This window comes from Celeribacter sp. SCSIO 80788 (assembly GCF_051054295.1).
Lineage (GTDB): Bacteria > Pseudomonadota > Alphaproteobacteria > Rhodobacterales > Rhodobacteraceae > Celeribacter.
Window position 1 is genome coordinate 2,002,465 of the sequence record NZ_CP150482.1, and the last position, 19,123, is coordinate 2,021,587.

Sequence of the window (19,123 nt, forward strand, 5' to 3'; positions counted from 1 at the left end):
TCACCCGATCAGCACGAAAAGCCACGCCACCCCCGCCGCCAAAGCCGTCACCGTCACCGCCGCAGACCCCGCATCCTTGGCGGTCTTCGCCAGCGGGTGCTCGCGCTCCGAAATGTAATCCACCGCATCCTCGATCGCCGTGTTCAACAGCTCGGCGGCCAACACCAACAGCCCCAGTGCAATCACCAGCCCCCGCTCCCCTGCCGTCAGATCAAGGACAAGGGCCAGACAGGCCGATATGAGATTGGCCCAGACCCACGTCCGAAAGGAATGTTCCGAGCGCCACGCATAGCGCAGCCCCTCCATGCTCCAGACCGTGCGCAGGACCAGACGCTTCGCCGTGTAGATCGCTTTGTCTTTCATTTGTCCTCCTCCATCGCGCGAGCATGATCGAGGACAGGCACGGAGGCAAGCGACGGAACCGCGAAGCGTCCCCGTAGAACAGGGCAGACACAGCAAGAGAGGCAGCCATGTCCACGTTACGTAAATTCGCCACCCCCCTGACCATCGCCACGTTTACCATCGTCGGCGTCACCGGGGTGCTCTGGTATTTCCATGTCATCACCTCCGCCGGGCGCTGGATGCACGAGATCATCGGCCTCGCCATGGTCGTCGTCGTCGCCCTGCACGTCATCCTGAACTGGCGCGCCTTCAGAACCTATTTCAAACGCCCGCTGGCCATCGCCATCATCGTTCTGGGCGTGGTGCTGACCGTCGGAGCCTATCTCGTGCCCGATCAGACGCAGGCCCGCGGCGGCCCGCCGCAATTCGCCGCCTTCTCGAAATTCGCCGATGAAACCCTGACCACTCTGGGGCCGATCTTCGACACCACGGGCGAGATTCTCGTCACCCGGCTCGAAGATGCGGGCTATTCCGGCGCAACCCCTGCGAGCACCGTCGAAGATCTCGCGGGACCCGACACCCGCGCCCAGATGCAGGCCTTTTCCGTCCTCGCGGAAGACGGCTCCGGCACCGGTGGCCAAGGCGCTGGTGCGGCCCGCAACTGAGCACGAAGAGCGCGTCGACAACAAAAAGGGGCCCGCGCGGCCCCTTTTCTCATCCCGGATGTCTCCCGCTTACTCGGCGGCGAGCAACTGGTTTTGCAGCGCCCGCACAAAGTAAAGTCTCTGCGCATTCAGGCAATACTCCGGCGCTTGCTCCTGATGCCCCTGATGTTCCAGAAGCCAGAGGATGCAGGCATCGTGCTGGGTGCATTGCCCACAACTGGTTTCCATCTTGGACAGGTCCTCCGGAGCGATGTCCCCGGACGCGGCGGCGCGCACCACATCGGCCCCAAGCCGGTCCGCCATGCCATGCATCAGGCAGGCCTCACCCGGGCGCAGCAGTGTATCCGTCATGGTCTTTCCTCCAGTTTGTCTTGTGAGACGCTCTCAGCCCGCGGCGAGGCGTTCCAGATCGGTCTTGTTGCGGCAATAGGCCGGAGCAAACGCCGCGCCCGCGTCATGATCCGCGAGAAACACCTCGCAGGCCTCCGGGTCGGTGCAGCCCATGCAGCGATGAACGCGATTTTCCATCGCCCCCTCGTCGCATTGCCCGCGTTGCTTCAGTTCCTCGAAATCGACGCCAAGTGTCTGCGCCATACGGTTCATAAGACGTTCATGCGTCTCGTAGCCCTTGGTCCCGGTCATGACAGCCTCCGATCTGTTGCGTTTCACATCCCGCGCAGAAAAGACCATGCAAGGGGGCTGCAATCCTTGATCCTGATCAATTGCCGGATTTCGGGGCATTTCTTCGCCGTCTGGCCGTCGTCATGATGGAAATTAAGGCGTTGTTTACGCATTTTCGGAATGTGTCACACCGCATGACCGAATAAGGCAGCCACACTGCCCCGAATCTCAGGCCGCGCCAAAGGCCCGCTCGCCGCCTCGCCAAAGAGGCGCAGCTGCGGAAAAATGCGGAAAAGCTCCGCTCGCGCATCCTGCTCCAGAAGGCTCAGCGCCGTCTCTCCGGGATAGAAGCTCTCGGACATAAGCCCGCCGCTGTCGAGTATCTCATGCGCCTCGAACATCAGATGCACATAGGTGATCTCGGTCAGATCGCTGCGCTGCCGGATGCTCCGCCGGTTCACCAGCCAGCGCGCCGGCACCAGCGCCTCGTCCAGCCCGGCATAAAGCTCGACCAGATGGCCCGTGATCAACACCCGGTGCTGCGGCGACACAAGAACCGGGCGGCTCGGCACGCCCTGCCCCAAGGCCCCCCGCAGAATTTCAATCGGCGCGAGATCGGGCGCGCGGCTCAAATCGACCCCCGAAGAACCGACCCAGCGCACCGGGCGATAGCCGTGGTCCAGCGTCCAGATCAGATCGCCGGGCCGCACCGTCTCGATCGCCACCGGTCCCTGCCGCCCCCGCACCACCGATCCGGCGGCGAAACAGACCGCCGCCTCGACCTCGGAAATCTGCAATTCTCCGTCGTTGTTTCCAGCGTCCGGATCCGCCGTCTCATCCGCCGACGTGTAGACCATAGTGCCGCTGTCCAGCCCGGAAATATCGATGATATACCCGTTCTGGAACAGCACATGCTCGTCGCCCGCCCCCATGTTCTGGTAATTGTTGTTGTCGGGGATCATCCCCTCGGCAATCACGTTGCCCTCGGAATCGGTCAGCCGCCAAAGCTGGCCGTTGGTGAACGTGTCGGAGACGTTCTGATACACTTCGAGGTAATAGACATCCGAGGACGTCCCCAAGGGCGTGACGCCCGAAACGGTGAGCACGAGATTGGGCGGATTGGTGCCGTTGAGCGAGGCGCTGGTGTAGGTGCCGATCATGTCACCCGTGATCTCGATCGCCATCTGCGCCCTCTGCCTCAGCCCTGTCCGCGCCCGGCGTTATGGTTAACGCAGGGTCCGTTCTCCGATCTGGACACAGATCGGGGCAAAACCGGGACGGTGCTGCGGCGAGACGGTGACTTCGCACACAACTCCGTGAGAACGTTAGGAATTACAGCGTCGCCATGGTCCGGCGAACGGTCTCGATCCGCTGCGCGTTCGGCGGGTGAGAGCCGAGGAACCGGTCGCCCGGATCGGGAATGCGCGTGAAATATTCCGCCCCGCGCACCGGGTTGTAGCCCGCGCGATAGGCGATCACCGTGCCGAGCTGATCGGCCTCCAGCTCATAGTTCTTCGAATAGCTCCGCGCGCCGACCGTCGCGCCAATATCCTGCGCGCTGCTGATCGCATTGGCGTCGCCGCCCATCGCCGCGATCAGAACCCCGCCCAGAAGCGCGCCCGTGAGCGCCTTCTCCTGACTGCGCGCGATATGCCCCGAAATATGATGCGCCGCCTCATGCCCCATGACAAAGGCCAGCTCGTCGGTATTCTGCACCTCCGCAATCAGCGCCACCGTAAAGGTCAACACCGGCCGCCCCGCACTGTCGAGCGTCTGCCAGGCATTGGCCGGCGCGCTCGGGTCGTTCTCCACCACGATCTTGAAATCGCAATTCGCCCCCGTGGTCCGGGTCCGGCATTCGCGCTCCGCCACCGGCTCGACCCGCGACACCACCTGCCTGAAATCCGCGACCGTCATCGCCCCCGCGCGCCCCGCGCTTTGCGACACGCCGACAGGCTCGGAGCGCGGCGGCACGGAGACCGGCGCAGATGTGGTTTCGACGCAGCCCGCGAGCAGGGCGCTCCCGATCAGTCCGCTGACAAGTGTTCGACGCATGACGGTTCCCCTCCGACGACAGCGGCAAAATATCCGCTCACGGCACCGCCTTCCAGCCACAGCTTTCGCCCTCACGGCAACGTGTGTCTTGCTTTTCTCCCGCCGCAGGTGCAGCATCGCCTCATGTTTACCATCGAACACGATTTCGACGCCACAGTCGTCACCATTGTCGATGAGGGCGAAACCCCTCTTCAGGAAGATGTCATCATCTCGGCCTTCGCCGAATGCGTGACCGTGGAACAGCTCGATCCGCGCACCGACCGGGTGCACAAGATCACCTTTTCCCTGCAACAGCTCCGCGACCTCGGCGCCGCGCTCGACCTGCCCGAAGGTGCCTATCGGCTGACACCTGTCGACGAGTGAGGACCGCGCCTCTCCGCTTTCGCTTGTCCGACAGAAGTCCGACAAAAGTCCGACGCTTTGCCGACGGGGATTTTGGTCCGAAATGGCGGCGTTACTCGACACGGAACACCTTGTCCCGAGAGGTCTCTCCCCGCACCAAAACCAGCTCGCTTTTCGCCCGCCCCATGGCTTTCGCCAGCAGTTTGATTACGTCTTTCGTCGCCTTGCCCCCCTCGGGTACCGTGGTCACATAGGCCCGCACCTGCCCGTCCTCGACCGTCACCGCATTGCGCGAGGCTTTGGGGGTCACGCGCACCGCCAAAAGCCCGTCTGTCACCGCCGCCTCAAGGGCTGCTTTCAATTCCGCTTTATCCATGGCCTCTCATACCATCTGAGCGGTTGAAAACACCTCCAAAAATGACGACATGTTGGGCGACCCGCTGATGAAAGGCCTCCCATGCCCGCTCCCAATCCCGCCGCTCTCGACTTCCTCCTGACCCGCCGCTCCCGTCCTGCCAAGACGCTCACGGCCCCCGTGCCGGATCGCAACGCTCTGATGCCGATCCTGACCGCGGCGGCACGCACGCCGGATCACGGAAAGCTCGAACCCTGGCGCTTTATCGTCTTGGAAAAAGACGCCCTCACGCGCCTCGCCGGGATGATCAACCCATTGGCCAAAAAGAACAAAATCGCCGAGGAGAAGATCGAGAAAGCCTATCGCCAATATGCCGACGCCGATCTCGCCGTCGCCGTTGTCTTCTCTCCGAAAGAGAGCGACAAGGTCCCGGAAATCGAACAGCTTTACTCCGCAGGCGCCGTCTGTCTGTCGCTGCTGAACGCCGCTCTCGCCGCTGGTTGGGGCGCCAACTGGCTGTCGGGCTGGGCCTCTTTTGATCGCGACTTCTGCGAGGACGGCCTCGGTCTCGCGCCCCATGAAAGCATCGCTGGTCTCATTCACATCGGCACCGAAACCGTCGCCCCGCCGGAGCGCCCGCGCCCCGATCTTGCCGCCATCGTTACATGGATGGACGCGTGATGTTCAGCGACTTCGCCAAGGCTATCGGCCAGCTTGGAGACAAGCGTTTTCAATCGGTTCTGCTCAAAGGCCTCGGTCTGACCCTCGCGCTTCTGGTGGCGATCTATCTGGCCTTTGTCTGGGTCATCGGCATCTTCGTGCCCGACACATTCACCCTGCCGCTCATCGGCGAAATCACATGGGTCGACAACGCGCTCTCGATCGGCTCGTTTTTCCTGATGATCGGCCTGTCGGTCTTCCTGATGGTCCCCGTCGCCTCCGCCTTCACAGGGCTGTTTCTCGAAGAGGTCTCCGAGGCGGTCGAAGACGTCCATTACCCCGGCCTGCCGGAGGTACCGCGCCAGTCGTTCTCCGATATGCTTATGGATTCTTTGGGCTTTCTTGGCGTCATCGTGGTCGCCAACCTGATCGCGCTGGTGCTCTACCTGCTCCTCAACATCGCAGCACCGGTGATTTTCTGGGCCTTGAACGGTTTCCTGCTGGGCCGGGAATATTTCCAGATGGTTGCGATGCGCCGCCTCGGGCGGGAGGGCGCGAAAGCCGCGCGCAAACGCCATATGCCGGAGATCTGGCTGGCGGGGGCCTTGATGGCGATCCCGCTGTCGATCCCGCTTGTGAACCTGCTGATCCCGGTTCTGGGCGCGGCCACCTTCACCCATATGTTCATGCGGCTCGAAGGCAGTTCAACTGTCGGCCACTGAGGGCAACCTCGCGGTCCAGTCCAGATCGTGCCAGCTCACCCAGCCCGACAGGATCACCGCGACCAGTACGGCCCAGATCGCCGTCGCCACAATCGTCACCCAAAGCGCCTTACGCTTCGGGTTGTAATTCGCTGGTGCCCCGTCATGGGTGCCCTCGACCTTTTCGCCCAGATCACCCTGTGTTTTCAAACCGATGGGCAGCGCGACGAGCATGGTCATGAACCATGTCACCGCATAGAGGACGATGGCCGAGGTGATCGCCATCAGACCTGCTCAAGCTCGATCAGGCAGCCGTTGAAATCTTTCGGGTGCAGGAACAGAACCGGCTTGCCATGGGCGCCGATTTTCGGCTCGCCCGTGCCGAGGACGCGCGCACCTTCGGCTTTGAGTTTGTCGCGGGCGGCGAGGATGTCGTCGACCTCATAACAAATGTGGTGAATGCCGCCCGAAGGGTTCTTGTCGAGAAAGCCCTGGATCGGGGAGTTTTCGCCCAGCGGATAGAGCAGTTCGATCTTGGTGTTCGGCAATTCGATGAACACCACGGTCACGCCATGATCCGGTTCGTCCTGCGGCGGGTTCACCTTGGCGCCAAGCGTATTCGCATATTGTGCGGACGCCGCTTCGAGATCCGGCACGGCAATGGCGACGTGGTTGAGACGACCGATCATGTTTCTCTCCTCCAGATGGGGTCTTTGCCCGGTTATCGCCCGCCGCAGGCAAGGCCGCAAGGGGGCGTTTGCGCTCACAGAGTGCCGATCTGTCCGCGTGCGGCGCTTGGTTAACCGCTCATTCACCAGTTTCGGGCTTAATCCGACTCGCACTGGATGGAGCCATGAAATGACCGACAATCTCGACAGCCTGATGGTCGCACCGATGCCGACCGCCGACCGCCCGCTTCTGGGCCTCACCGTTCTCGTGGTGGAGGACAGCCGTTTCGCCTCCGAGGCGATGCGCCTGTTATGCCTGCGCTCCGGTGCGCGCATCCGACGCGCCGACAGCCTCACGGCCGCGCGCAAACATCTGCGGGTCTATCGCCCGAATGTGGTGATTGTCGATCTCGGCTTGCCGGATGGCTCCGGCGCCGAACTGATCGACGAGCTGTCCCATGCCCGCCCCCGTGTCGACGTGCTGCTCGGCATGTCCGGCGACAGCGGCGCAGAGACGTTGGCCCATACGGCGGGGGCGGACGGCTTTATCGAGAAACCGATTTCCTCGCTCGGGGCCTTTCAGGAACGCGTTCTCTCCTGTCTGCCCGAAGGCGTGCGCCCCGAAGGTCTGCACGCCGTCAATTCCGACGTGATCAGCCCCGATCCCATCGCCCTTCAGGACGATTTCGTGCATATCGCCGATCTTCTGACCACCGAAGGCGGGGAGAATCTTCTGGACTATATCGCGCAATTTCTCGGCGGCGTGGCCCGCACGGCGGGCGATGCGGAGATGGAAGTGGCGGCCAAGGAGCTGGCCTATCACCGCGAAAAGGGCCTGCCCTATGGCTCTGAGGTGGCGCGCGTCGCGGGCCTTGTGCAATCCCGCATCGAACCGCGCAAGGTGGTGTAATCCACCAACACTCCTCCCCAAAACAAAAGGCGCGAAGATCGCTCTCCGCGCCTTTGTCATGTCTTTTCAGACCGCTTACTGCTCTTGCGGAATAACCCGCAGGTTCAGCTCGCGAAGCTGTTCGTTGGTCGGCTCAGACGGCGCACCCATCATCAGATCTTCGGCACGCTGGTTCATCGGGAAAAGCATCACTTCGCGGATGTTGTCCTGATCGGCGAGGATCATCACCGCGCGGTCGATGCCAAGCGCGCAGCCCCCGTGCGGCGGGGCGCCGTATTGAAAGGCGTTGACCATGCCGCCAAAGCGTTTCTCGACCTCGTCCTTGCCATAACCGGCAATCTCGAACGCCTTGAACATGATCTCCGGCTGGTGGTTCCGGATTGCGCCGGACACAAGCTCGTAGCCGTTACAGGCGAGGTCATACTGGTTGCCCAGCACCTTGAGCGGATCGCCCAAAAGCGCGTCCATGCCGCCCTGCGGCATGGAGAACGGGTTGTGTTCGAAATCGATCTTGCCGGTTTCTTCGTCCTGTTCGTAGATCGGGAAATCGACGATCCAAGCAAACATGAACTGATCGCGCCAGTTTTCGTCCTCGGGCGCTTTCGGCGTCTCTTCCCAGATCACGGTGCGGGCTTTGCCCGCCACACGCTCAAAGGACTTCGGTTTGCCACCGAGGAAGAAAGCCGCATCGCCGATTTCGAGACCGAGCTGCTGACGGATCGCCTCCGTGCGTTCCGGGCCGATGTTTTTCGCAAGCGGGCCAGCCGCTTCCATTTCACCATCGGTTTCGCGCCAGAAGATGTACCCCATCCCCGGCAGGCCCTCTTGTTGGGCGAATTTGTTCATCCGGTCGCAGAATTTGCGCGAACCGCCTTTCGGGGCCGGGATCGCACGCACCTCGTTGCCCTCTTGTTCGAGGAGCTTGGCGAAGATCGCAAAACCCGACCCGCGGAAATGCTCGGACACGTCCTGCATTTTGATCGGGTTGCGCAGGTCCGGCTTGTCGGTGCCGTACCAGAGCGCGGAATCGCGATACGAGATCTGCGGCCAGTCGCGGTTCGCCAGACGGCCCTTGCCGAACTTGTCGAACATGTCCGCGATCACCGGCTCCATCACATCGAAAATATCCTGTTGCGTGACAAAGGACATTTCCACGTCGAGTTGATAGAAATCGGTCGGCGAGCGGTCGGCGCGCGGGTCTTCGTCGCGGAAGCACGGCGCAATCTGGAAATATTTGTCGAAACCCGAGACCATCAGAAGCTGTTTGAACTGCTGCGGCGCCTGCGGCAGGGCGTAGAATTTGCCCGGATGCAGACGGGACGGCACCAGGAAGTCACGCGCGCCCTCGGGCGACGAGGCGGTGATGATCGGCGTCTGGAATTCGTTGAAGCCTTTGGCCCACATGCGTTGACGCAGATCGGCCACCACATTGGAGCGCAGGATCATGTTCTGCTGCATGCTCTCGCGGCGCAGGTCGAGATAGCGGTATTTCAGACGGGTCTCTTCCGGGTATTCCTGATCGCCGAACACCATCAACGGCAGTTCCTTGGCAGAGCCAAGCACCTCGAGATCGCGCACGAACACTTCGATCTCGCCCGTGGGGAGTTTCGGGTTTACCAACTCCGGGTCACGCGCCTTCACCGTGCCGTCGATGCGGATGCACCATTCGGAACGCACTTTCTCCAGCGCGGAGAACACCGGGCTGTCCGGATCGCAAAGCACCTGGGTCATACCGTAATGGTCACGCAGATCGACGAAGAGAATGCCGCCGTGGTCCCGGATGCGGTGCACCCAGCCGGAGAGGCGCACGGTGTCGCCCACATTGGATTGGTTCAGTTCGGCGCAGGTGTGGCTGCGATAGACGTGCATGTATCAGGTCCCTTTGGAAAACGTGCCATGCCTTTAAAAGGCGCTTGGGCTGATACACTCGTACAAGCGGGGAAAGTCAAGGGTTCGTGGCCTTCCACGCAGTCCGAACTGCCCCGAAGCGCGCAAAACTCAGCGCATCGGAGCCCCAATGACAACACAGTCCGATGCAGGCCATTTGCCAGGGGGCGGAACTCTCCCCGTCACCATGACGCGGGAGAGCCCGACCACGATCAGGACAGAGGCGTATCCATCCACGGCATAATACCTGCCGAGATACACCGAGAGCACAACTCGCAACGAGCAGCCAAACCGGCAGAATATACGCCGTAAGATGCGCTGCGAAACCGAACGCCTGCGTAACCGCCGTCAGAACCATGAGAGGATTCGTCCCCGCATAGATGAGAAACAGGCGACCGATCGCCAGATGAAGGTCCCCGCCCCTAAAACGGCGTTCGGAGCGCTCGCCCTGCGCCAGATGGATTTGAAAAACGGTCCGGCAACTACGTCCTGCGGCAAATCTTTTATCGACGTACAAAACACCTAACAAAATATTTTGAATACACATTTTCCGTCTCTTAATTCCCCCCAATTTATTGGATGAATATGACCCCACCCGGACCCATTGTGGACAATTCAAAGACAGAAACGGCCACCGCCCGCGTCTCAAAACGCCCCATCCGGGCGTACCGTTTTTTGTGGCAACATGCCCAAAAGCCAGCTTTCCACCCTTGCGCCCAATCGCTCCATGACTATAACCCACGACAATTTGCGCGTGCCCTGCTATGAGGTGCGCGCGAAGTGCTGCTCAACATATTGCCGGGGTCCGCCATGCCGAAGAGAACCGATATTTCCTCCATCATGATCATTGGTGCGGGGCCGATCATCATCGGGCAGGCCTGCGAGTTTGACTACTCCGGCGCCCAAGCCTGTAAGGCGCTGCGCGAAGAGGGCTACCGGGTCATCCTCGTGAACTCCAACCCCGCGACGATCATGACCGACCCGGACATGGCGGATGCGACCTATATCGAGCCGATCACCCCCGAGGTCGTGGCCAAGATCATCGAGAAAGAACGCCCGGACGCGCTCCTGCCCACTATGGGCGGGCAAACCGGGCTGAATACCTCTCTGGCTCTGGCCGACATGGGCGTGCTCGACAAGTTCAACGTCGAGCTGATCGGTGCGAAACGCGAAGCCATCGAGATGGCCGAAGACCGCAAACTGTTCCGCGAAGCGATGGACCGTCTCGGCATCGAGAACCCGAAAGCCGACATCGTCGCCGCCCCGAAACGCGAAAACGGCGGCTATGACATCGCCGCAGGCATGAAAACCGCGATGGAAGCGCTCGAACACATCGGTCTTCCGGCGATCATCCGCCCCGCCTTTACCCTCGGCGGCACAGGCGGCGGCATTGCCTATAACCGCGACGATTACGAGAAAATCTGCCGCTCCGGTCTCGAAGCCTCGCCGGTCGCGCAGATCCTCGTCGACGAAAGCCTTCTCGGCTGGAAAGAGTTCGAGATGGAGGTGGTGCGCGACAAGGCGGACAACGCGATCATCGTCTGTTCCATCGAGAACGTCGACCCGATGGGCGTGCACACCGGCGACTCGGTGACCGTCGCCCCGGCCCTGACGCTGACCGACAAAGAATACCAGATCATGCGGACCCATTCGATCAACGTGCTGCGTGAGATCGGCGTGGAGACCGGTGGCTCCAACGTGCAATGGGCGGTGAACCCCGCCGATGGCCGGATGGTCGTGATCGAAATGAACCCGCGCGTGTCGCGTTCTTCGGCTCTGGCGTCGAAAGCCACCGGTTTCCCGATCGCCAAGATCGCCGCGAAACTGGCCGTCGGCTATACGCTCGACGAGCTGGACAACGACATCACCAAGGTGACGCCGGCTTCCTTTGAGCCGACCATCGACTATGTCGTGACGAAAATCCCGAAATTCGCCTTCGAGAAATTCCCCGGCGCAAAACCGGAGCTGACCACCGCGATGAAATCCGTGGGCGAAGCGATGGCGATTGGCCGGACCTTCCACGAGTCGATGCAAAAGGCTCTGGCCTCGATGGAATCGGGTCTCACCGGGTTCGACGAGATCGACCTGCCCGATATGCCGAAACCGGCGCAGATCGTTGAGGCCGATGGTGCCGAAGACACCCTGCCCCGTATTCTTCTCGGTGCCGATGCCGCGGCCCAGCAGATGATCGACAAGACCGTGACCCGCGAGCTGGCGAAGGCCACCCCGGATCGCCTCCGTGTGATCGCGCAGGCCATGCGCTTTGGCTTCACCGACGAAGAAATCAACGAGATCAACTCTTTCGATCCATGGTTCTTGGCCCGTATTCGCGAGATCATGGCCGCCGAGTGCGAGATCAAAAAAGACGGCCTGCCGGTCACCGAAGAAGGGCTGCGCAAGCTCAAGATGCTCGGTTTCACAGATGCGCGTCTGGCGAAACTGACGGGGCGCGACGAAGCCAATGTGCGCCGCGCGCGCCACAACCTCGGCGTCACCGCCGTGTTCAAACGCATCGACACCTGCGCCGCCGAGTTCGAGGCGCAGACGCCCTATATGTACTCCACCTATGAAATGCCCATGATGGGCGAGGTGGAATGCGAGGCGCGCCCCTCCGAGCGCAAAAAAGTCGTCATCCTGGGCGGCGGTCCGAACCGGATCGGCCAAGGGATCGAGTTCGATTATTGCTGCTGTCACGCCTGTTTCTCGCTGACCGAACAGGGCTACGAGACAATCATGGTGAACTGCAACCCGGAGACGGTTTCGACCGATTACGATACCTCTGATCGCCTCTATTTCGAGCCGCTGACCTTTGAGCACGTCATGGAAATCCTCCGTGTCGAGCAGGACAACGGTACGCTGCATGGCGTCATTGTACAGTTCGGTGGCCAGACGCCGCTGAAACTCGCCAATGCGCTCGAAGCCGAAGGCATTCCGATCCTTGGCACCACGCCGGACGCCATCGACCTCGCCGAAGACCGCGAACGGTTCCAGGATCTCGTGAACCGTCTCGATCTCAAGCAGCCGCACAACGGCATCGCGCATTCCGACGACGAAGCGATTGAGATTGCAGCCGACATCGGCTTCCCGCTGGTGATCCGCCCATCCTACGTTCTGGGGGGCCGCGCGATGGAGATCGTGCGCGATATGGAAGGCCTGAAACGCTACATCCGCGACGCTGTGGTGGTGTCGGGCGACAGCCCGGTCTTGCTCGACAGCTACCTGTCCGGCGCGACCGAGATCGACGTCGACGCACTTTGCGACGGCGAAAAGGTCCATGTCGCAGGCATCATGCAGCACATCGAAGAGGCGGGCGTTCACTCCGGCGACAGCGCCTGTTCGCTGCCGCCCTATTCGCTCAAGCCCGAGATCATCGAGGAGTTGAAACGTCAGACCGAAGCTCTGGCGCTGGCGCTCAATGTGGTCGGCCTGATGAACGTGCAATATGCGGTCAAAGACGATGTGATCTACCTCATCGAGGTCAACCCGCGTGCCTCCCGCACCGTGCCGTTTGTCGCGAAAGCGGTGAACAGCCCGATCGCCTCCATCGCCGCACGGCTCATGGCCGGTGAAAAACTCGATACGTTCGATCTGGTCGATCCCGCGAGCACCGGGCGTTTTGCAGTGAAAGAGGCCGTGCTGCCCTTTGCCCGTTTCCCGGGCGTCGACACGATCCTCGGGCCGGAAATGCGCTCGACGGGCGAGGTCATGGGCGCCGACAAGAGCTTTGCCCGCGCCTTCCTCAAGTCGCAGATGGGCGCAGGAACCAACCTGCCGAGCTCCGGCAAAGTCTTTGTCTCGGTGAAGAACTACGACAAGAAACCGAAAATGGTCGAGGCGATGAAAACGCTGTCTGATCTGGGCTTCGAGATCATCGCGACCCGTGGCACCGCCAAGTTCCTCAAGGAAAACGGTGTGGCGAGCAAGGTCGTGAACAAGGTCTATGAAGGCCGCCCGAACATCGTCGATATGATGAAAGACGGCGAGATCGCCCTCGTACTGAACACCACGGAAGGCCAGCAGGCGCTGGACGACTCGCGCGAAATCCGCTCGGTCGCGCTCTACGACAAGATCCCGTATTTCACCACCGCCGCCGCCTCGCATGCCGCCGCCATGGCGATCAAGGCGCGGCTGGAAGGCGAGATCGAGGTGCTGAGCCTTCAGGACGTCTAAGGCTTTTACCTCTCCTGAATTGAAACAGGCCCCGCCCTCGCGGGGCCTGTTTCTTTTGCGGATGCAGCAAATCCCTTGACTTCCGCGCCACTCTCCCCCATTTGACACCGATCCGCACCCCATGCTGCCGCGTGAGCAGCCGCGCACAGGCCGTTTCAGGCAGGCGCCGCAGGTGACGGATGCCGGGCGTCTCCCATGACGCCCAAAGGTTCCCATATCACGCAGGGGTCCGGCGGAAAGACGGGGCGGGCATGTGGCCCTCTCCGGTGACCTTTTCCGCGACCAAACCGCGCCGACCCCGATGGGGCGGCGTTTTCGCGTGTGGGTCCGCCCACCAAAGGACGTATATGACTGATTTTTCCATGCTCGGCCTCAAGCCGAAGCTGCTCGATGTGCTCAAAGAGATCGGCATCGAGACCCCGACCCCCATTCAGGCCCGCGCCATTCCCGAAGTGATGAACGGCCGCGACGTCATGGGCCTTGCCCAGACCGGCACGGGCAAAACGCTCGCCTTCGGCCTGCCGCTTTTGCACATGGCGTTTTCCGACGGTTCGAAACCTTCGCCTCAGACCGTGCGCGCGCTTATTCTGGCCCCGACCCGCGAGCTGGTGAACCAGATCGCCGACGGGCTTTTCCCCTTCATAAAGGGCAGCCATCTCAAGCTCAACCGCGTCGTCGGCGGCGTGTCGATCAACGCCCAGATCAACCGTCTGGATCGTGGCACAGACATTCTCGTTGCGACGCCCGGCCGTTTGATGGACCTGATCGACCGCAAGGCGGTGCGTCTCGATGAGACCACTTTCCTTGTCCTCGACGAGGCCGACCAGATGCTCGACATGGGCTTCATCCATGCGCTGCGCAAACTCGTGCCGATGCTGGCGAAAGAGCGGCAGACCATGCTGTTCTCCGCCACCATGTCGAAAGAGATGAACGAGATCGCCCAGAGCTATCTCACCTCGCCCGTACGCATCGAGGTTTCGCCTCCGGGCAAGGCCGCCGACAAGATCGAGCAGGAGGTGCATTTCATCCCGCAGCCGGAGAAATTCGAGCTGCTCAAGGAACTGCTCTGCGATCACTCCGATGAATTGGCGCTGGTTTTTGCCCGTACCAAACACGGGGCCGAACGTCTGGCGAAGAACCTTGCCCGCGACGGATTCGAGGCCGGATCTATCCACGGCAACAAATCCCAAGGTCAGCGCGAACGCACGCTGGCGGCGGCAAAAAGCGGCCAGATCAAGGTTCTGGTCGCGACCGATGTGGCCGCACGCGGGATCGACATCCCGGCGGTGCGCCATGTCTACAACTTCGAGCTGCCGAACGTGCCGGAGAATTTCGTTCACCGGATCGGCCGCACCGCGCGCGCCGGACGCGATGGCAAGGCGGTGGCCTTTTGTTCGCCGACCGAGCTCGACGAATTCCGCGCCATCGAGAAGGTGATGAAGATTCGCATTCCCGTGGCGACCAAGGCCTCCTGGGCCGCCGACGATCAGAAAGCCGCGCCGAAACCCAAGCCGCAAGGGCGGCGTGGTGGCGGTGGCGGCGGCGGCGGCGGTCCGCGTGGCGCGAAACCGGGTGGTGGCAAGCCTGCGGGCGGCAAACCCGGCGCCCCGAAAGCGGCCGGCCGCCCCGGCGGCGGGCGCCCCGGCGGCGGGCGCCCGCAACGCAGACGGTCTCGCGGATAAGAAAAAAGGCGGCTCCCGGAGCCGCCTTTCGCTATTCTAGACCTTTGAAATCAGGTCGCTTCCTGTTCCAGATGCAGCTTCATGTTGATCAACACCTGTTGCAGTTCAAGCGTCTCGCGCAACAACCGCTTGGCTTCGTTGATCGTAATGATTCCATCCTCGATCGCATCGGTATATTCCGCCATCAACATGGCAAATCGCTGCGACAAGGCGACCACATCGGCATTGACCCCGCCGTGTTTCGGGCTCTCATTACGGGTCGCATCATAGGACAGTGCAATCCCCTTGAGCTCGGCCAAAGCCGAGGTCACATGCGGATAGCTCGCCGCTGTCTCAAGCTGCGCCACGGCGTCGACAGGCATGTAACGGTCAGAATGCTCATCGGCGGTCGAATAATACCGTCCAAGTGTGGCTTTCGACTTGCCAGTCAGCGCACACGCCGCTTCCAAACCCACATCCTTGACCAAAGCCTCGGTGTGTTTCTTCAAATACGTTCCGGCTGCATCCATACCCTGTGCCCCTAACCCTCAACGATCCCTCGGATGGGGAATTCGCTTTACCATTTCCCATTAAATTCCCGATTTTTGCATGACATACAAGACCGTACCTGCCGTCGCAGGAGATGAACGAGTATCCGGTGCCTCGGCATCGGGCCGGGTGGAGGTCGTTTCAGGGAAGGAAGTCTGGGTCTCAGGTGCACGTTTCCGGCTCCCTCATCCCCTAGCCCTTACGGGCATCTGCCGGTTTCTGGTCATGAGTATTCACTTTTTTCCGGCTTCCACCCGTGCACATTTTTGCGAACTGAAATCGCAACCCTAAGCTTCGCCGCAGGTTTTCTCGCGCAGCGTCGCAAGACCGCTTGATCCCCCTCCCCCCGATCTGGCACATCATCGCCATGGCAAAGCTCTATTTTCAATATTCCACGATGAACGCAGGGAAATCCACGCTCCTGCTTCAGGCCTCCTACAACTATCGCGAACGCGGGATGGACACTTATCTCATCACCGCGAAATTCGACAAGCGCGCGGGCGAAGGCCGGATCGGCAGTCGCATCGGCATCGGCTCCGAGGCCGACACATTCGAGGAGGGCGAAGACCTTTTCTCCAAGATCGAACGCCGTCTGGCCGAGGGCCCCGTGGCCTGCATCTTCATCGACGAAGCGCAATTCCTTTCCAAGGATCAGGTCTGGCAACTGGCCCGCGTGGTGGACGATCTGCGCGTACCGATCATGTGCTACGGGCTGCGCGTGGATTTTCAGGGCAATCTTTTCCCCGGCTCGGCAGCGTTACTGGCTTTGGCCGATGAGATGCGCGAAGTGCGCACGATCTGCCATTGCGGGAAGAAAGCCACGATGGTGGTGCGCATGTCGGAAAGCGGGATGGTTTTGACCGAAGGCGCGCAGGTCGAGATCGGCGGCAATGAACGCTACGTGTCGCTCTGCCGCAAACATTGGCGCGAAGCCATGGGCGATGTCTGAGGCCGCGTTTACCGTTTTTTAAAGACTATGACAGGGTCCGAGGCGGATTGTGACAGCGCGTTAAGCTTTGCGCCTCTGTTTGTGACGGCGCGTTAAGGATCATCGGATCACGGATCAAACCATCAATCGAACGAAAAGGGGCGGAATACTCCGCCCCCATCTTCAGGATCAATGCAAACGCCCGCCATTCGGCACGGCCAAATCCGGACGCGCCAAAACCACCGCGCCGTTTTCGTCCGGAAATCCAAGCACCAGAACCTCGGAGATAAATCGCCCGATCTGGCGCGGCGGAAAATTCACCACCGCCATCACCTGTTGCCCGACAAGCGCTTCGGGCGCGTAGTGTACGGTGATCTGGGCCGAGGATTTTTTCTCGCCGATCTCCGGCCCGAAATCGATCCAGAGCTTGATCGCGGGCTTGCGGGCCTCCGGGTAAGGCTCCGCCCGCACGATCGTCCCCACCCGCAGATCGACCTTCATGAAGTCGTCGAAGTCTATGAGATCGCTCATCCTGCAAGTTCCTTCGACCGATCAGCCGCCGCCTTGACCGCTTTCGAAAGCAGCGCCGGAAAGCCCGTCTTCTCATCCATCAAAACCGCCAGAGCTGCCGCCGTCGTGCCCCCCGGAGAGGTCACATTGACCCGAAGCTGCGCCGGGTCTTCGTCCGACTCCTCGGCCAGTTGCCCCGAACCGCCAACAGTGGCCTTGGCCAGCTGCATCGCAAGCTCCGGCGACAGACCCTGTTCGACACCCGCCGCGGCGAGCGTTTCGATCAGGTGAAACACATAGGCCGGACCGGAACCGGAGACGGCGGTCACCGCATCCATCTGGGCCTCGTCCTCAAGCCGAACCACCTGCCCCACCGCGCTCAGAAGCGTTTCGGCGAGATCGAGATCCTCAGCCCCTGCCTTGGCGTTGCCGATGATCGCGGTGATGCCCCGCCCCACGGCCGCCGGCGTGTTTGGCATGGCGCGCACGACAGGCGTGTCGGCCCCCAGCACGGTTTCATAGGTCGCAAGCGTGATTCCCGCCGCCACCGACAGGAACAGCGTCGTACCATTGCCCAGCGCCTGAAGCTTCGGAAGCGCGTCGCCCATCATCTGCGGCTTGACCGCGACTAGAACGATGGCCGGGTCTTTCGGCAGATCCGTGTTGAGATGCACGCCGGTCGATTGCAGCCAATCGGAAGGATGCGGATCGAGAACGGTGACGGAACTCGGCGGCAAACCTCCGGCCAACCAGCCTTTGAGCATGGCCGAGCCCATCTTGCCACAGCCCAAAAGCACCAATCCACGCGCTTTCACATTTTCCATGATCCACTCCGTCTGTCATAAGAAAGCCCCCTGAGGGCATCAGGGGGCACTCTATCAATCGTAAGCCTGAGCGCAACGCGGGCAAGCGGTGCGATTTCGCGCGGGTGCTTATGCCGCTTACGCGCGCCCGTAGGCCTCGCGGATCGCCACATCCATGGCGTCCTCGGGCGAGCGATCCGACCAGGCCACAAGCTGGAAGGCCGGGTAGAAGCGTTCGGCGGCGCCCACAGCCGCGCCGATCAGACGGTCGACCTGTTCGGGGCTGGCGATCTGGCCGCCCGAGAGGACGAGACCGTAGCGATAGACCATCAGGCGCTGTTCGTGCCAGTAGGTGAAAGCCCCGGTCCAGATCTGGTCATTGGCGCGGTTCAGCACGTCGAAGATTTGCGGCAGCTTTTCTTCGGGCGGCTCCATCTCGAAGGTGCAGATAAGGCGCAGCGTTTCGTCATATTCCGACCACGCCAGCGTGATCGAATAGGTGCGCCACTGACCCTCGACCGCCATGGCGATCTGATCTTCGGCGACGCGGTCGAATTCCCAGTCATTGTACTCGCACAGGTGCTCGCACAGGTCGATCGGGTGAATTTCGGTGGAAAAGCTCTGCTCAATAAGCGACATTCACGGGCCTCTTCTGGTCTGCGTCCCGTGGCTGTGCGACATCCCCCCTACGCGACATCACAGCGGCGGCCACTAAGACTTGGTGCCTGCTCTAAGGATCGGTGGGATTTCACCTCCCCTTACCAGATATGGTGTGATGAAAGCGACGAATCTGTAAAGCGAAATATTTGTGTTATCCCCAGCATTCCGGGGTCATCCACAAGTTGCTTAATTTTTCCCCAGCCCTCTAAAGCCCCCTGTGGACAGAAAAAGCCTCCCCAAGGGGAGGCTTTCCAAGCGCATAATCCGATCTGAAACGGCCTTTGCCGGATCAGGCTTTTTACTTGCTCTCAAGCACGTCGAGGCGTTTTTTCAGCTCTTCGTTTTCCTCGCGGGCCTTCTGCGCCATGGCGCGCACGGCGTCGAATTCCTCGCGGGTGACGAAATCGCGATCTGCCAACCAACGGTCCATGACGCTCTTGAGCGCGGTTTCCGCCTCGTCCTTCGCGCCCTGCGCCACGCCCATGGCATTGGTCATGAGTTGGGAAAAATCGTCGAGAATCTTGTTGCGGGTCTGCATGTCTGGCTCCGTCCGGCACATTCGTGATGTCTTGTGACCTATATGGGGCGATGGGGCGCAAATCACAAGGTTGACTTCCGCCCCGCCGTGGCGACAGT

General features: G+C 61.3%; 22 protein-coding genes. 8 read left to right on the plus strand and 14 right to left on the minus strand.

Annotated features, from left to right (window positions below):
- A complete protein-coding gene (locus tag V1471_RS10115) occupies positions 1-363 on the minus strand; it encodes a diacylglycerol kinase (protein ID WP_434288470.1) in 363 nt (120 codons plus the stop codon).
- A 107-nt stretch (positions 364-470) separates the two neighbouring features.
- Here V1471_RS10115 and V1471_RS10120 point away from each other — a divergent pair, with 107 nt between their 5' ends.
- On the plus strand, positions 471-1,007 hold the full coding sequence (locus V1471_RS10120) for a DUF4405 domain-containing protein (protein WP_434288472.1): 537 nt from the start codon (positions 471-473) through the stop codon (positions 1,005-1,007).
- Positions 1,008-1,076: 69 nt separating this feature from the next.
- Here the strand turns inward: V1471_RS10120 and V1471_RS10125 are convergent, their stop codons facing one another.
- The 4 genes from V1471_RS10125 to V1471_RS10140 form a co-directional block, all read right to left on the minus strand.
- Positions 1,077-1,358 carry a DUF6455 family protein gene (locus tag V1471_RS10125; protein WP_434288473.1) on the minus strand — a complete coding sequence of 94 codons (282 nt, stop codon included), beginning with the start codon at positions 1,356-1,358 and terminating at the stop codon, positions 1,077-1,079.
- A 33-nt stretch (positions 1,359-1,391) separates the two neighbouring features.
- Positions 1,392-1,649, minus strand: a complete 258-nt coding sequence (locus V1471_RS10130) for a DUF6455 family protein (RefSeq protein WP_434288475.1) — start codon at positions 1,647-1,649, stop codon at positions 1,392-1,394.
- A gap of 164 nt (positions 1,650-1,813) precedes the next feature.
- The gene (locus V1471_RS10135; RefSeq protein WP_434288476.1) at positions 1,814-2,812 is read right to left on the minus strand and encodes a Hint domain-containing protein; all 999 of its coding nucleotides are present in this window, start codon (positions 2,810-2,812) and stop codon (positions 1,814-1,816) included.
- Positions 2,813-2,960: 148 nt separating this feature from the next.
- Complete coding sequence (locus V1471_RS10140) at positions 2,961-3,683, minus strand: M48 family metallopeptidase (RefSeq protein WP_434288478.1); 723 nt, start codon at positions 3,681-3,683, stop codon at positions 2,961-2,963.
- 123 nt (positions 3,684-3,806) lie between these two features.
- Here V1471_RS10140 and V1471_RS10145 point away from each other — a divergent pair, with 123 nt between their 5' ends.
- Positions 3,807-4,046, plus strand: coding sequence for a hypothetical protein (locus tag V1471_RS10145; protein ID WP_434288479.1), 240 nt, complete (start codon positions 3,807-3,809; stop codon positions 4,044-4,046).
- A 91-nt stretch (positions 4,047-4,137) separates the two neighbouring features.
- Here V1471_RS10145 and V1471_RS10150 read toward each other — a convergent pair whose 3' ends face one another.
- Positions 4,138-4,401, minus strand: coding sequence for a DUF167 domain-containing protein (locus V1471_RS10150; RefSeq protein ID WP_434288480.1), 264 nt, complete (start codon positions 4,399-4,401; stop codon positions 4,138-4,140).
- Between the two features lie 81 nt (positions 4,402-4,482).
- Here V1471_RS10150 and V1471_RS10155 point away from each other — a divergent pair, with 81 nt between their 5' ends.
- Entirely contained in the window at positions 4,483-5,061 is a 579-nt protein-coding gene (locus V1471_RS10155) for a nitroreductase family protein (RefSeq protein WP_434288481.1), read from the plus strand.
- Entirely contained in the window at positions 5,061-5,762 is a 702-nt protein-coding gene (locus V1471_RS10160) for an EI24 domain-containing protein (protein ID WP_434288482.1), read from the plus strand. Before V1471_RS10155 ends, V1471_RS10160 begins: the two co-directional genes overlap by 1 nt.
- Here V1471_RS10160 and V1471_RS10165 read toward each other — a convergent pair.
- Together V1471_RS10165 and mce are read right to left on the minus strand one after the other, a co-directional pair.
- Positions 5,745-6,026: a DUF1467 family protein gene (locus V1471_RS10165; protein ID WP_434288484.1), complete on the minus strand. Its 282-nt coding sequence runs from the start codon at positions 6,024-6,026 to the stop codon at positions 5,745-5,747. The genes V1471_RS10160 and V1471_RS10165 overlap by 18 nt on opposite strands.
- The gene (gene mce, locus V1471_RS10170; RefSeq protein ID WP_434288486.1) at positions 6,026-6,430 is read right to left on the minus strand and encodes a methylmalonyl-CoA epimerase; all 405 of its coding nucleotides are present in this window, start codon (positions 6,428-6,430) and stop codon (positions 6,026-6,028) included. Before mce ends, V1471_RS10165 begins: the two co-directional genes overlap by 1 nt.
- A gap of 169 nt (positions 6,431-6,599) precedes the next feature.
- Between mce and V1471_RS10175 the strand changes: the two genes are divergently transcribed.
- Positions 6,600-7,319 (plus strand): response regulator, encoded by a 720-nt coding sequence (locus V1471_RS10175; RefSeq protein WP_434288488.1) that lies wholly within the window; start codon positions 6,600-6,602, stop codon positions 7,317-7,319.
- A 75-nt stretch (positions 7,320-7,394) separates the two neighbouring features.
- Here the strand turns inward: V1471_RS10175 and aspS are convergent, their stop codons facing one another.
- Complete coding sequence (gene aspS, locus V1471_RS10180; RefSeq protein ID WP_434288490.1) at positions 7,395-9,188, minus strand: aspartate--tRNA ligase; 1,794 nt, start codon at positions 9,186-9,188, stop codon at positions 7,395-7,397.
- An 828-nt stretch (positions 9,189-10,016) separates the two neighbouring features.
- On the opposite strand from aspS, the gene carB reads away from it, so the two are divergent.
- The gene (gene carB, locus V1471_RS10185) at positions 10,017-13,376 is read left to right on the plus strand and encodes a carbamoyl-phosphate synthase large subunit (protein ID WP_434288492.1); all 3,360 of its coding nucleotides are present in this window, start codon (positions 10,017-10,019) and stop codon (positions 13,374-13,376) included.
- Positions 13,377-13,723: 347 nt separating this feature from the next.
- Positions 13,724-15,058, plus strand: a complete 1,335-nt coding sequence (locus tag V1471_RS10190; RefSeq protein ID WP_434288494.1) for a DEAD/DEAH box helicase — start codon at positions 13,724-13,726, stop codon at positions 15,056-15,058.
- 50 nt (positions 15,059-15,108) lie between these two features.
- On the opposite strand, the gene V1471_RS10195 is transcribed toward V1471_RS10190, so the two are convergent.
- Complete coding sequence (locus V1471_RS10195) at positions 15,109-15,567, minus strand: hypothetical protein (RefSeq protein ID WP_434288496.1); 459 nt, start codon at positions 15,565-15,567, stop codon at positions 15,109-15,111.
- 386 nt (positions 15,568-15,953) lie between these two features.
- Between V1471_RS10195 and V1471_RS10200 the strand changes: the two genes are divergently transcribed.
- The gene (locus V1471_RS10200) at positions 15,954-16,535 is read left to right on the plus strand and encodes a thymidine kinase (RefSeq protein ID WP_434290922.1); all 582 of its coding nucleotides are present in this window, start codon (positions 15,954-15,956) and stop codon (positions 16,533-16,535) included.
- Positions 16,536-16,703: 168 nt separating this feature from the next.
- Here V1471_RS10200 and V1471_RS10205 read toward each other — a convergent pair whose 3' ends face one another.
- From V1471_RS10205 to V1471_RS10220, 4 genes are all read right to left on the minus strand, one after another.
- Positions 16,704-17,045, minus strand: coding sequence for a tRNA-binding protein (locus tag V1471_RS10205; RefSeq protein WP_434288498.1), 342 nt, complete (start codon positions 17,043-17,045; stop codon positions 16,704-16,706).
- Positions 17,042-17,848 carry a pyrroline-5-carboxylate reductase gene (proC, locus tag V1471_RS10210; RefSeq protein WP_434288500.1) on the minus strand — a complete coding sequence of 269 codons (807 nt, stop codon included), beginning with the start codon at positions 17,846-17,848 and terminating at the stop codon, positions 17,042-17,044. Before proC ends, V1471_RS10205 begins: the two co-directional genes overlap by 4 nt.
- 117 nt (positions 17,849-17,965) lie before the next feature.
- Complete coding sequence (locus V1471_RS10215) at positions 17,966-18,466, minus strand: YbjN domain-containing protein (RefSeq protein WP_066710373.1); 501 nt, start codon at positions 18,464-18,466, stop codon at positions 17,966-17,968.
- A 319-nt stretch (positions 18,467-18,785) separates the two neighbouring features.
- Positions 18,786-19,025, minus strand: coding sequence for an accessory factor UbiK family protein (locus tag V1471_RS10220; protein WP_434288502.1), 240 nt, complete (start codon positions 19,023-19,025; stop codon positions 18,786-18,788).
- Between the last annotated feature and the right edge of the window lie 98 nt (positions 19,026-19,123).